Origin of the sequence: Streptomyces violaceusniger Tu 4113 (assembly GCF_000147815.2) — a bacterium.
Classification (GTDB): domain Bacteria; phylum Actinomycetota; class Actinomycetes; order Streptomycetales; family Streptomycetaceae; genus Streptomyces; species Streptomyces violaceusniger_A.
Map to the genome: position 1 here is coordinate 7,930,190 of NC_015957.1, position 12,466 is coordinate 7,942,655.

The 12,466-nt window shown below is 72.3% G+C and carries 11 protein-coding genes; 4 read left to right on the top strand and 7 right to left on the bottom strand.

The features are described 5' to 3' along the window. The first annotated feature begins 4 nt into the window (after nucleotides 1–4). On the top strand, nucleotides 5–760 hold the full coding sequence (locus STRVI_RS32315; RefSeq protein WP_014059774.1) for an SDR family oxidoreductase: 756 nt from the start codon (nucleotides 5–7) through the stop codon (nucleotides 758–760). Between the two features lie 1,083 nt (nucleotides 761–1,843). Here the strand turns inward: STRVI_RS32315 and amaP are convergent. Next, entirely contained in the window at nucleotides 1,844–2,398 is a 555-nt protein-coding gene (amaP, locus tag STRVI_RS32320; protein ID WP_043236895.1) for an alkaline shock response membrane anchor protein AmaP, read from the bottom strand. Between the two features lie 7 nt (nucleotides 2,399–2,405). Then, nucleotides 2,406–2,609 carry a DUF6286 domain-containing protein gene (locus STRVI_RS56190; RefSeq protein WP_353477059.1) on the bottom strand — a complete coding sequence of 68 codons (204 nt, stop codon included), beginning with the start codon at nucleotides 2,607–2,609 and terminating at the stop codon, nucleotides 2,406–2,408. Nucleotides 2,610–2,915: 306 nt separating this feature from the next. Here STRVI_RS56190 and STRVI_RS53805 point away from each other — a divergent pair, with 306 nt between their 5' ends. After that, nucleotides 2,916–3,107, top strand: coding sequence for a hypothetical protein (locus STRVI_RS53805; RefSeq protein WP_050993807.1), 192 nt, complete (start codon nucleotides 2,916–2,918; stop codon nucleotides 3,105–3,107). A gap of 19 nt (nucleotides 3,108–3,126) precedes the next feature. On the opposite strand, the gene STRVI_RS32330 is transcribed toward STRVI_RS53805, so the two are convergent. From STRVI_RS32330 to STRVI_RS32340, 3 genes are all read right to left on the bottom strand, one after another. After that, the gene (locus tag STRVI_RS32330) at nucleotides 3,127–3,582 is read right to left on the bottom strand and encodes a hypothetical protein (RefSeq protein ID WP_014059776.1); all 456 of its coding nucleotides are present in this window, start codon (nucleotides 3,580–3,582) and stop codon (nucleotides 3,127–3,129) included. A gap of 81 nt (nucleotides 3,583–3,663) precedes the next feature. Beyond that, entirely contained in the window at nucleotides 3,664–3,858 is a 195-nt protein-coding gene (locus tag STRVI_RS32335) for a hypothetical protein (protein WP_014059777.1), read from the bottom strand. Nucleotides 3,859–3,898: 40 nt separating this feature from the next. After that, entirely contained in the window at nucleotides 3,899–4,417 is a 519-nt protein-coding gene (locus STRVI_RS32340) for an Asp23/Gls24 family envelope stress response protein (RefSeq protein WP_014059778.1), read from the bottom strand. 190 nt (nucleotides 4,418–4,607) lie between these two features. On the opposite strand from STRVI_RS32340, the gene STRVI_RS32345 reads away from it, so the two are divergent. Continuing rightward, nucleotides 4,608–5,345, top strand: a complete 738-nt coding sequence (locus tag STRVI_RS32345) for a hypothetical protein (protein ID WP_014059779.1) — start codon at nucleotides 4,608–4,610, stop codon at nucleotides 5,343–5,345. A 57-nt stretch (nucleotides 5,346–5,402) separates the two neighbouring features. On the opposite strand, the gene STRVI_RS32350 is transcribed toward STRVI_RS32345, so the two are convergent. Together STRVI_RS32350 and STRVI_RS32355 are read right to left on the bottom strand one after the other, a co-directional pair. Continuing rightward, entirely contained in the window at nucleotides 5,403–5,894 is a 492-nt protein-coding gene (locus STRVI_RS32350) for a response regulator (RefSeq protein ID WP_014059780.1), read from the bottom strand. Beyond that, a complete protein-coding gene (locus STRVI_RS32355; RefSeq protein WP_014059781.1) occupies nucleotides 5,894–10,348 on the bottom strand; it encodes a HAMP domain-containing protein in 4,455 nt (1,484 codons plus the stop codon). The genes STRVI_RS32350 and STRVI_RS32355 overlap by 1 nt, the downstream gene beginning before the upstream one ends. Before the next feature lie 93 nt (nucleotides 10,349–10,441). Between STRVI_RS32355 and STRVI_RS32360 the strand changes: the two genes are divergently transcribed. Continuing rightward, nucleotides 10,442–12,313, top strand: coding sequence for a SpoIIE family protein phosphatase (locus STRVI_RS32360; protein WP_014059782.1), 1,872 nt, complete (start codon nucleotides 10,442–10,444; stop codon nucleotides 12,311–12,313). Nucleotides 12,314–12,466: the final 153 nt, after the last annotated feature.

Below are 12,466 nucleotides of genomic sequence, written 5' to 3' on the forward strand. Positions count from 1 at the left end.
CTCCATGGATCTTGGACTCAAAGACCGGGTGTACATCGTCACCGGAGCCACCCGCGGGCTGGGCCTCGCCGCCGCCCGTGAGCTGATCGCCGACGGTGCGAAGGCCGTCATCACCGGCCGCGACGCCGATACGGCTGCCGCCGTCGCCGCCGACCTCGGCCCGAACGCCCTCGGCGTCGCCGCCGACAACGCCGACCCCGAGACCGCGGCCCGGCTCATCGCCACCGCCCGCGAGCGCTTCGGCGGCTTCGACGGCGTCCTCATCAGCGTCGGCGGCCCGCCGGCCGGGCTGACGGCCGACATCACCGACGCCCAGTGGCAGGCCGCCTTCGACTCCGTCTTCCTCGGCGCCGTCCGCTTCGCCCGTACGGCCGCCGAACAGCTCCCCTCCGGCGGCGTCATCGGCTTCGTCCTCTCCGGCTCCGTCCGCGAGCCGATCCCCGGCCTCACCGTCTCCAACGGCCTGCGGCCCGGCCTCGCCGGTTTCGCCAAGTCCCTCTCCCTCGAGGTCGGCCCCCGCGGCATCCGCGTCGTGGGCCTCCTCCCGGCCCGCATCGACACCGACCGCGTCCGCGAACTCGACGCCCTCTCCGGCGACGCGGAGGCGTCACGGGAGCGGAACGCGGCGGCGATTCCGCTGCGGCGGTATGGGACGCCCGAAGAATTCGGCAAGGCCGCCGCGTTTCTGCTCTCGCCTGCGGCGTCGTACCTCACCGGGCTGATGCTGCCGGTGGATGGCGGAGCCCTGCACAACTTCTGAGGGGCTTGGGGGTGGCCCGGGTGGGCCTGTCCGGCGGCATTCCGCGCAACACCAATGTGCGGCTCCCCCGCGCGGGGTGGGGCTCCGCCCAAGACCTGGACCCGGCCAGCCGCCGAGTGCGGACCGTGGGCGCCTCCGGCGGAAGGTCCCCCACCCCGCCCCTTCCCGAAGGACGGGGCTCCGCCCCCTCACCCCGCCGGGGCTCCGCCCCGGACCCCGCTCCTCAAACGCCGGAGGGGCTGAATTCACGGCCCCCGGCCGAACGCGGGACAGACAGGCGGCGCCCGTGCCCCCGGGACGAGGCGGGAGGGGGCGGGTCCCTCCCACCCCCAGGCTGAACGCGAGACAGGCAGACGCCCCATGCCACCAGGGCGCAGACGCCGACAAGACGCGAAGGGGGGCGGAGCCGCCCCCACCCCCGGGCCGAACGCCAAACGGACAGACGCCCCATGCCACCAGGACGCGGACGCCGACAAGACGCGAAGGGGGCGGGGCCGGCTCCCACCCCCACCAGCGGCCCCGGGCCGAACGCGGGACGGACAGGCGCCCGGTGCCACCGGCGGGCAGCCGCGAGACGGCGGGCGGGGCCGGGGTCACACCCACCCCCACCCAGCACCCGACCCCTGGACTGGACGCCGGGCCGACACGCGCCCCGTGCCACCAGGACGCGGACGCCGACGAGACGCGAGGGGGCGGGGTCGCCCCCACCCCCGCCAGCGGCCCCGGGCCGAACGCGGGACGGACAGGCGCCCGGTGCCACCGGCGGGCAGCCGCGAGACGGCGGGCGGGGCCGGGGTCGCACCCACCCCCACCCAGCACCCGGCCCCTGGACTGGACGCCGGGCCGACAGGCGGCCTGTGCCACCGGGACGCGGACGCCGACGAGACGCGAGGGGGCGGGGTCGCAGGAGTGGGGTCCTGGACGCTTACGTGTATTTGTGGCGCCGATCTCCGGCCCACTCAACGCCCCCGGCCAATGGCGCCGTAAATATACGGTCCAGGGCCCCGCCCCGGAGGCCCCGCACCCGGCACCCCACCCCCGGACCCACCGCGCACCCCAGCAACAACCACCGCACCCGCAGACCTACCGCGCCCGCTCCGCCCCGTGCCGGGCCACCCTCAGGCGCACCTCCGCCGGGAGTTGGTCCAGGCCCGCCGAGCTCCGTGCGCGCTCCAGGGCCTCCGCCCGGAGCGCGTCCAGTGTCAGCGTCGGTTCCGCGCGCGGCTCCAGCACCAGACCCATCCGCGCCTCCGGCGTGGTCCGTCGGCCTCGTAGCAGGACGTGGGCCCGCTCCACGCCGTCCAGCGACTCCGCGTCCGCCAGGAGCGCCGCCTCCAGGGCCCGCCCCCTCAGCAGGGCGCCCTCGCCGTCGCCCGTCTCCACCAGCACCTCCTGCAACCGGCGCCGCCGCAGTTGGGCCAGGAACCAGCACAGCGCGAGCACGAACAGCACCGCCAGTGCCGCGATGACGGCCGGCCACCACCATCCGGCGTCCCGCCACCGCGTCCGGTCCGCCCGGCTCAGCAGCACATCACCCCGCCCGTCGAACGGCGGCCACCCGGCCAGTACCACCGCGCCCACCCCGGCCAGCACCAGACCCACGACCCCCAGCAGCACCCGGTTGACGACCCTCAGCATGGCGCGCTCACCCCTTCGACTTGGCCGAGCGCCGGACACGGACGGACAGGGCGGGGCGCCGGGCCAGGCCCAGTTGCCGGATGCCCTCGTGGAGGGCGGCGTCCAGATCCGCCCGTACCTCGTCGAGGTCACGGAAGTGGGCCAGCGCGCGGGCCCTGACCCGCCGACGGCCGACGTCCACGCGGGCGGACCGCACACCGGGCACTTCCATCGCCCGGTCCCGCAGCACCAGACCCGCCGAGGTCCGGTCGATCCCCGCCCGTACGGCGCCCCCGCCCCCGCCCCCTGCCCCCTGTCCCCGGCGCCCGCCTCCACACCCTTCCCCGGCCCCGGCCCCGCCTCCGCCTCGATCCCCGTCTCCGGCGGACGCATCGGGAGCAGCCCACGCAGCCCCGGCGCCAGCGCGAGGACCACCATCCACACTCCCAGCGCGGCCAACAGCGCCGCCACGCCCATGATCCACGCGTCGTCCAGCGGTCGTGAGGCGAGTTCATCGGCGAGCCATTCCCGCCACCGCATGGCGGGCCGACCCGAGCGCACGGCCGCCACGTCGTACAGCAGCAGCCCGCTGATGGCGGCGATGACCAGGGCGACGATCCCGGCCGGTACCCGCCGCACGGACCAGAAGCGCCTCGTACGCACGGGCGGATCGCCGTCCCGGGCACCCGTGCCCGCCCTCCCGCCGTACGCCGACGCCGAGGTGGACTGACGCATCTTCTGGTCCGCGTTCATCGCACCCTGTCCCTCCCCCGACGCACCCTCCGCTCCGGGTGCTCCCACTGCGGCACATGCAGTCGTTCGACCGTCACCACGACCTCGGACACCTCCATGCCCGTCAACTCGCCTACCCGTTCGATCACCTGACGACGCACCGCACCGCAGTGCGCGCCGATGTCCGAGGGATAGCCCAGCTCGACGGCGACCCGGACGCGCGCGACGTCCCCGCGCACCACGGCAACCGCGTGCGGCCGCGCGGCGGCGGCATCGGTAAGGCCGACGTCCGCGGTATCCACGACGTCCGCCACATCCGCCACATCCGCCACATCAGCAGCGGCCGCCGCGTCCATGACATCCGCGGCGCCAGCCGCGTCCGCCCGCAACGCCTCTCGCGCCGCCTGCGAGGCGATCTTCGCGACGACCCGGTCCGCGATCCGCGTCGCGCCCCGCTCACTCGGCTCGACCACGGCGCGTCCTTACTGTCTCCATGGCCTCAACTGCCGCCACGGTCCCTGCCGTCGTCATCGCGCCTGTCGTCGTCAGAGTGTTCACCGTGGCCGTCCGTCATCACGGCCACGGGAACGGAAGAATTCACCCGGTTCCAGATCACCGTCCAGGAACCGGCCGACGATAAACCCGACGGCGCCCAACGCCGCCACCAGCAGAAAGGCCCCGAAACCACCGAAGTAACCGGCGAAAGCCAGCGCCATCCCCGCGATCATCCCGACCACGGCCATGCTCATCGTGTGCTCCCCTGCTGGAGCCAACCGGAACCCTGCCGACCTACTGGAGCCGCGGCTCCGGCGATTCCTCTTCCTCGTCCGGCAACTTCACATCGCTGACCGCGATATTGACCTCGACCACTTCGAGGCCGGTCATCCGCTCGACCGCCGCGATCACGTTCTCCCGCACGGCCCGTGCGACATCGGCGATGGAGACGCCGTAGTCCACCACGATCTCCAGGTCGAGGGCCGTCTGTACCTCTCCCACCTCCGCCTTCACCCCACGGGCGACCGACCGGGTGCCGGGCACCCGGTCCCGTACGACTCCGAAGGTTCGCGCGAGACCGCCTCCCATGGCATGAACGCCGACCACATCGCGGGCCGCCATACCCGCGATCTTCTCGACGACGCCGTCGGCGATGGTGGTGCGCCCCCGCGAGCCGGGGTCGCCTCCGCCGCGCCGTGGCCGGTCGGTGGCGGCCGGGGCGGTGCCGCCCCTGGCGCCCAGGGTCCTGGGGGTGCCTGCGGCGGGCTCTGTGGCGGGGTTCTCGGGTCGGTTCCGTGGTGCGGTCTCGGACATCACCGATCGTCCCTTCCGAGGCGGAGAGCGGTCGAAGAGGTTTCCGCTCGCTCTACTGTCAACCTTAAAGGGGCCTTCCCCGAACCGCTTCGGAGATGCGGCACTCGCGCGATCGATACGGCAGGCTGTGAGCACACGGCAGGCTGAGACCAGTAGGGCTCGGTCCCGTCCGGCGCCAAGGGGTGACACGGTGGTCACAGACCGGCTCGCGCAGACCGTAAGGGAGCAGCTTCGGCTGGGACGGCTGCTGCCCCTGGGCGGGCGGGAGGACGGCTCCTGGATCACCGAACACGCGGCGGGCGAGGTGCTCCGGCGGGCCGCCGACCAGATCCCCGACGCGCACCTGGGAGCGCTTCGGATCGCGCCCGCCGACCCCGACACCACCGCGACGCCCGCGGTACCGCCCCCGCCGAGCGCGCTGCCGCCGGGAACGCTGCGCATCGCGGCGGAGTGCGGGGCGACGCTGGAGGAACCGCTTCCGGTGACGGCGGACCGATTGCGCGACGTACTCCTCGACGCGGCGACGGACCGGCTGGGCCTTCTGGTGGAGGCGGTGGACGTACGGGTGACGGACGTGCTGGCCGAACTCCCGGCCCCGCCCCCGGCGGCCCCTCGACCCCACCGACCCCAACCACCACCACGGCCGACGCCGGTCGAACGCCCCGACCCGGATCCCGCCGCCGCGGCCGCCGCCCACGCCGCCGCATCCGTCCCCGGCGTCGCCCGGCTCGCGTCGGTGCTGGGATCGCCCCGGCCCGTGCGGATCGAGGGCGCGCATATCCGGATCGAGCTGGCCGTGGCGGCGGATCACCGCGCCGTGGATGTGGCGCGGGCGGTGCGAACGGCGGTGGCACAGGCCGGCCCGGCCCCGGCCCCCGGAGACCAGCCGCCCACGGTGGCCGTCCTGGTCACCGCCGTGGACCCCTGACCACAGCCGTGGCCGGACCCGGCCGGTCAACCGTGGCCACCGGTCAGCCCGCGCCGATCAACTCTCGGCGGTGTACTTCCGCAACCCCTCGACCGTGCGCTCCAGCTCCGCGACCCGATCGGCCAGTTGCTCGGTCCGCGCCTCGAGCCGGCAGTTCTTGCGGTGCATCTCCAGGAACACATTGACCTTCGTCCGCAGCAACCAGGGGTCGAAGGGTTTGGTGAGGAAGTCCGCGGCGCCGATCGCATAGCCTCGGTAGGCGTAGTCGGAGTCGGCGTCGGTCCCGGTCAGCAGGATGATCGGGACGTCCTTGGTCTGGTCGAGCCGCTTGATGTTGGCGGCGGTCTCGAAGCCGTCCATACCCGGCATCAGCACATCGAGCAGAACGACGGCGAAGTCCTGCCGCAGCATCGCCTTCAGCGCCTCCTCGCCGGAGCGGGCGCGGACGAGTTGCTGTTCGAGCGGGCCGAGGACGGCCTCCAGCGCGATCAGGTTCTCTTCCAAGTCGTCGACGATGAGGATTCCGGCCTTCTCGCATGCGGTCGTCATCACTCCCCCTGCCTCGGCCTCGGCGGACCGGTCTCGTCGGGTACGCTCCCGTCCCGGCCGGTGCCCTCACCGTCATCCCCAGGGCCGTCCTCGACACCGCGCGGCACACCGAGCGACGCATCGTCGAAGGCGTCACCGCCAGACGCGACGGCGTCACCGCCAACCACAGCAGGGTCACCACCGGAGGCGGCGGCGTCACCACGATCCACAGCAGCGTCACCACCTGGCGCGGCAGCGTCACCGCTCCCCGCCTGCCCCACCGGATCGAGCAGCTCGATGATCGCCGACATCAGCCGGTCGACGTCCACGGGCTTGGGGACATAGCCGTTCGCGCCGCTGTCGATGGCCTTCTCCCGGTCGCCGGGCATGACCTTCGCGGTCAGGGCGAGGATCGGCATATCGGCGAGCCGGGGTGTGCTCCGGATGGCCCGGATCGTCTCGTACCCATCCATCTCGGGCATCATCACGTCCATCAGGACCAGCGAGACGTCGGGGTTGCGATGAAGTACCTCCAGCCCCTCGCGGCCGTTCTCCGCGTACTTCACCGTCATGCCGACCCGCCCCAGCACATGCGTGAGCGCGAAGACGTTCCGTATGTCGTCGTCGACGATCAGGATGCGGCGGCCGTCCAGCACCCGGCCGGAGCGTCCGCGCTGCCACTCCTTGAGCTGGGTGGCCCCCGGCCAGCCGTCGTCGTAGTCCCTGGCCTCGTCTCCGCCCCCGGTCTCGGCCCCGCCGCTCAGGGCCCGGGCGGCGACCAGGCCCTCCGCCTCGCCGAAGACCCCGCTGGGGGCGTGGTCGGTGGTGTCCGGCAGCGTCTCGTCCGGGGCGGGGGCCGCCGCCGGGACGGTGGAGCCGGTGGCCCTGGGGTCCGAGGGGTCGGGGACCGGGGCGACGCCGCTGTAGTGCACGGGGACGTAGAGGGTGAAGCGGGAGCCGACGCCCAGTTCGCTCTCGGCCACGATCCGGCCGCCGAGCATTCCGGCGATCTCCCGGCTGATGGACAGGCCGAGGCCGGTGCCGCCGTACTTGCGGCTGGTCGTGCCGTCGGACTGCTGGAACGCCTCGAAGATCACCGGCAGCTTCTCCGGCGGGATGCCGATACCGGTGTCGGTGACGGCGAAGGCGATCACGGCGTCCGCGGACCGCAGCGCCTCCTCCTCGAACTCCGCTCCCGGGGTGCGCTCGACGCGCAGCGTCACCCCGCCCGAGGAGGTGAACTTCAGGGCGTTGGAGAGCAGATTGCGCAGAATCTGCTGGAGCCGCTGCTCATCGGAGAACATCTCGCGCGGTACGTCCTCGCCCACCGCGATCTCGAACGACAGCCGGCGGTCGACGGCCAGCGGCCGGAACGTGGCGTTCACATAGTCCAGGATCTTGACCAGCGGCAGCTTCTTCGGACGGACGTCCATCCGGCCCGCCTCGATCTTCGACAGATCCAGGATGTCGTTGATCAGCTGGAGCAGATCGGAACCGGAGCGGTGGATGGTGGCGGCGAACTGCACCTCCTGGCCGGACAGCCGCCCTTCGGGGTTGTCGGCGAGCAGCCGGGCCAGGATGAGCAGCGAGTTCAGCGGGGTGCGCAGCTCATGCGACATATTGGCCAGGAACTCGGACTTGTACTGGGAGGCGGTCGCCAGCAGCGCGGCCTTCTCCTCCAGCTCCGCGTTGGAGCGCTGCAGCTCGTTGGAGCGCTGGCGCAGCTCGGTGGTGAGCCGCTGGGACTCGGAGAGCAGCGACTCGGTGCGGGCGTTGGCGATGATGGTGTTGATCGAGACGCCGATGGTGTTCACGAACTGGTCGACGAAGGCCAGGTGGACCTCGCTGAACCGGCTGAACGAGGCCAGTTCGATCACTCCGAGCACCTGGTCCTCGTAGAGGATCGGCAGGATGACCACGCTGGCCGGGAGCGCGGAGCCGAGCCCGGAGTTGATGGCGAGGTAGTCGGGCGGGACGTCGTTGATGAGGATCCGCTTCTTCCCCACCGCCGCCTGGGCGACCAGCCCGCGGCCCGGGGGTCCGGTCCGCGGCGTCTGGCCGTCGCCGCCGACCGCGTCCTGATCGGTGCCGTATCCGGCGATGAGCTCGAGTCCCTCACCGGGCTTGGCACCGGCCGCGCTCAGGAAGAACGCCCCGAACTGCGCGTTGACCAGCGGGGTCAGCTCGCTCAGGATCAGATCGGCGACCTCGACCAAATCGCGGTGGCCCTGCATCAGGGCCGCGATACGGGCCAGGTTGGACTCCAGCCAGTCCTTGGCGCGGGTGGTCTCGCGGAGGTTGGCGACCATCAGATTGACGTTGTTCTTCAGCGCCGCGACCTCGCCCTGTGCCTCGACCGAGATGGACCCGGACATATCACCCTGGGCGACGGCGGAGGCGACCTCGGCGATCGCGCGCACCTGGGTGGTGAGGTTGAGGGCGAGCTCATTGACGCCGGTGGTCAGCCGCTTCCAGGTGCCGTAGACGCCCTCGACCCGGGCCTGGCCGCCCAGGCGGCCCTCGCTGCCGACCTCGCGGGCCACCCGGGTCACCTCGTCGGAGAACGAGGAGAGCGTGTCGACCATGGTGTTGATGGTGGTCTTCAGCTCGAGGATCTCGCCGCGCGCGTCAACGTCGATCTTCTTGCTCAGATCGCCCTCGGCCACGGCGGTGGCGACCTGGGCGATGTTGCGGACCTGCGAGGTCAGGTTGGACGCCATGAAGTTGACGTTGTCCGTAAGGTCCTTCCAGACCCCGGAGACGCCCGGCACTCCGGCCCGGCCGCCCAGTTGGCCCTCGGTGCCGACGTCGCGGGCCACCCGGGTGACCTCGTCGGCGAACGAGCGCAACTGCTGGACCATGGTGTTCACGGTCTCCTTGAGCTCCAGGATCTCGCCCCGGGCATCGACCGTGATCTTCTTCGAGAGATCGCCGTTGGCGACCGCCGTGGTGACCTGGGCGATGTTGCGGACCTGGGAGGTCAGGTTCAGGGCCATGGAGTTGACGTTCTCCGTAAGGTCCTTCCAGACCCCGGACACGTCGCGGACCTGGGCCTGGCCGCCGAGGTTGCCCTCGGTGCCCACCTCGCGGGCCACCCGGGTCACCTCGTCGGCGAAGGACGACAGCCGGTCCACCATGGTGTTGATCGTCGACTTCAGCTCCAGGATCTCGCCCTTCGCCTCCACCGTGATCGTCTTGCTCAGATCGCCCTCCGCCACGGCGGTGGCGACCTGGGCGATGTTGCGGACCTGCGAGGTCAGGTTGTCGGCCATGAAGTTGACGTTCTCCGTAAGGTCCTTCCAGACCCCGGAGACGCCCCTGACCTGGGCCCGGCCGCCCAGCTCACCCTCGGTGCCCACCTCGCGGGCCACCCGCGTCACCTCGTCGGCGAAGGCGGAGAGCTGGTCCACCATGGTGTTGATCGTCGACTTGAGCTGCAGGATCTCGCCCCGCGCATCCACGGTGATCTTCTGCGAGAGATCGCCGTTGGCGACCGCCGTGGTCACCTGGGCGATGTTGCGGACCTGCGAGGTCAGGTTGGACGCCATGAAGTTGACGTTGTCCGTAAGGTCCTTCCAGACCCCGGAGACGCCCGGCACTCCGGCCCGGCCGCCCAGCTCGCCCTCGGTGCCCACCTCGCGGGCCACCCGCGTCACCTCGTCGGCGAACGCCCCGAGCTGGTCGACCATGGTGTTCACGGTGAGCTTGAGCTCCAGCAGCTCACCGGTGGCCTCGACGGTCACCTGGCGGGTGAGGTCACCGCGGGCGACCCCGGTGGTCACCTCGGCGATGTCGCGGACCTGTGCGGTCAGCCGGGAGGCCATGGTGTTGACGGCCTCCGTCACCATGCGCCAGTCGCCGGAGAGCCCCTGCACCTTGGCCCGGCCGCCCAGCCGGCCCTCGGTGCCGACCTCGCGGGCGATCCGGGTCAGCTCGCCGGTGAACAGCGAGAGCTGGTCCACCGTGCGGTTCACTCCGCGCCCCAGCCGCCGCAGATCGCCGCGGAGCTGGCGGTTGCCGTCGTGCAGATCCACCCGCTGGGTCAGGTCGCCCGACGCGATCGCGTCGAGCACCCGCGTGGCGTTGGACACCGGGCCGACCAGGGCGTCCAGCAGGTGATTGGCCGCGTCCACGCTGGTCGTCCAGGCCCCCTGACCGGGGCTCGCGGCGATCCGCTCGTCCAGCCTGCCCTGGCGCACCACCTCTCGGCGCACCCGCTGCAGTTCCCCGGCCAGATGCGCGTTGCGCAGCACGAGCTGGTTGAAGACCCCGGCCATCTCGCCGACCACACCCTCGGCCGAGGGGTCCGCACGGACAGTGAAGTCACCGTCGCACAGTGCGTTCATCGCCGCGAGCAGGGAACGCAGCTCGGACGTGGTCTCCGCATTGCACGCCGGGCCGGACGGCCCAGCGGAATCCGCACTGTCCGCGGGCCGCGCCGGGGAAGTGTCGGTGGTGATCGGGTCGAGTGCCATGGCGTCGTCCCTTAAAGATCATTCAATTCCCCCTGTCTGTCATAATATGGCACCTAGATGGCCTAAACCGCCCATATCGCCCTGGAGCCGCACGTGGGAGCTTTGTTTCCTCTCGCGCGTGAGTCCGTCTCACGGACAACGCTGCCCGGAAGCGTGCGCGCACCCGGCGCAGCGCGCACCTTCGTCCGTACGGCACTTACGGGACGGAGCGCCGCGGAGGCGTTCGAGCCGGTCGCCCTCGACGAGCGGTCGATCGACGACGCGGTGCTGCTGGTGAGCGAGCTGGTCACCAACGCGGTTCTGCACGCGGGCACCCGGGTCGAGGTGGTCTGCCGGCTCCAGCCCGGTGCCGCCACCGCCGACGAGGGCGACACCATGGGGCAGCCCGACGAGACGCCCGCCCCGGCCGACCCGCCGAGACGGCCGGGGATCGTCGTGGAGGTGGCGGACCTCCACCCCGCCAGCACCGTCTACGGAGGGCCCGAGACCCAGCGCCGGGGCCGCGGCCGCGGACTCCAACTGATCGGGGCACTCGCCGAAGCCTGGGGCGTGACCTACCACCGCACCCGTAAGGCGGTCTGGTTCCGGCTGGACGCCGAGCGCGCGGTGCCCGAGTCCGACGCCGTCCCCACCAGCGCGCTCGGGCGTGAGCTGCGGTTCGCCGAGACCCTCGCCCCCGTGACGCCGCGCGAGCAGCGCGATCCGACCGCCGATTGGGTCGACCGCGGCGGGCCGTCCTTCCTCGCCGAGGCCAGCGAACTGCTCACCGGCCAACTCGACGAGAACATGGTCGCCGCCCTCGCCGGGCAGCTTCTGGTGCCCCGGCTGGCCGACTGGTGCGCGGTCTGGCTGACCACCCCGGGCGGCGGGCTGCAGCTCGCCCGCGTCTGGCACAGCGATGAGCACCGTATCGGCGCGCTCCGCCTGTCGCTGGAGCGGCATCCGCCGCCCACCGGGCTCGGTTCGGCGGGCACCTCCTGGCCCTGGCCCGGGATCGCGGACAGCCAGGGCGGATCGGCGGTGTGCTTCCCGCTGATCGCACACGGCCGCAGCCATGGCGCTCTGCTCATCGGCCGGGCGGGCGTGCCACGGATGGCGGAGGTCGTGGTGCGGCTCTCGGAGGACGTGGCGCGACGGGTGGCCCAGGCAGTGGCCACGGCCCGGCAGTACACCCGGCAGGCGACGATCAGCCGGGCACTGCAGCGCCGGCAGCTACCCATGTCGCTCGCCCACATCCCGGGGGTGGACTCGGCGATCGTCTACGAGCCGCACGGCGAGGGACAGACCGTCGGCGGCGACTTCTACGACCTGTTCCCCATGGGCGACCGCCGCTGGTGCTTCCTGCTGGGCGACGTCCAGGGCAGCGATCCGGAGGCGATGTCGGTCACGGGGCTGGCCCGCCATCTGGTCCGGCTGCTGGCCCGTGAGGGCCATGGTGTCGAGTCGGTGCTCAACCGGCTGAACCAGGCGCTGGTGGAGGAGGACGCGGAGGCGGCCGAGATCGACGGCGAACAGTCCCGGCCGCGCTTCCTGAGCCTGCTGTACGGGGAGCTGGAGCCCGACCCGGAAGGGGGCAGCGCCCGCTGCACCCTGGCGAGCGCCGGCCATCCGCTGCCGCTGCGGCTGACCACCGACGGTACGGTCGCGCCCGCCGCCAGCCCCCAGATGCTGCTCGGCATCGACGAGAACCCGGACTTCCACGCCGACACGCTGAACCTGGCGCCCGGCGAGACGCTGCTGTGCGTCACCGACGGGGTGACCGAGCGGCGCAACGGCGTCCGTCAGCTCGATGACGACGACGGCCTCTCGGACATCCTGCGGAACTGCGTCGGGCTGGGGGCCAAGGCGGTCGCGGAGCGGGTGCGGCGCGCCACGTATGACTTCAGCCCCGAGCCGATCGACGACGACCTCGCCGTGCTGGTACTGGAGGCGGTGCCGACGGTGGAGCCGCCGCGAGCGCCATGACGGCGCGGATGCCGATGCCGTGACGGCGCGGGCACTGTTGGCGGCGCGGGCACTGTTGGCGGCGCGGGCACTGTTGGCGGCGCGGGCGCTACTGACGGCGCGGGCGGCCCCACCGGGAAGCGGCGCTAGCGGTCCACACCAGCGCAACTTGGT

Bases quoted from the DNA above. Each gene is read 5' to 3' on its own strand.
- STRVI_RS53805 (WP_050993807.1), top strand. From the start codon at position 2,916: ATGGCGGGCCGACCCGAGCGCACGGCCGCCACGTCGTACAGCAGCAGC.
- STRVI_RS56190 (WP_353477059.1), bottom strand. From the start codon at position 2,609: ATGGAAGTGCCCGGTGTGCGGTCCGCCCGCGTGGACGTCGGCCGTCGG.
- STRVI_RS32355 (WP_014059781.1), bottom strand. From the start codon at position 10,348: ATGGCACTCGACCCGATCACCACCGACACTTCCCCGGCGCGGCCCGCG.
- amaP (WP_043236895.1), bottom strand. From the start codon at position 2,398: ATGCTGAGGGTCGTCAACCGGGTGCTGCTGGGGGTCGTGGGTCTGGTG.
- STRVI_RS32350 (WP_014059780.1), bottom strand. From the start codon at position 5,894: ATGACGACCGCATGCGAGAAGGCCGGAATCCTCATCGTCGACGACTTG.
- STRVI_RS32340 (WP_014059778.1), bottom strand. From the start codon at position 4,417: ATGTCCGAGACCGCACCACGGAACCGACCCGAGAACCCCGCCACAGAG.
- STRVI_RS32335 (WP_014059777.1), bottom strand. From the start codon at position 3,858: ATGAGCATGGCCGTGGTCGGGATGATCGCGGGGATGGCGCTGGCTTTC.
- STRVI_RS32315 (WP_014059774.1), top strand. From the start codon at position 5: ATGGATCTTGGACTCAAAGACCGGGTGTACATCGTCACCGGAGCCACC.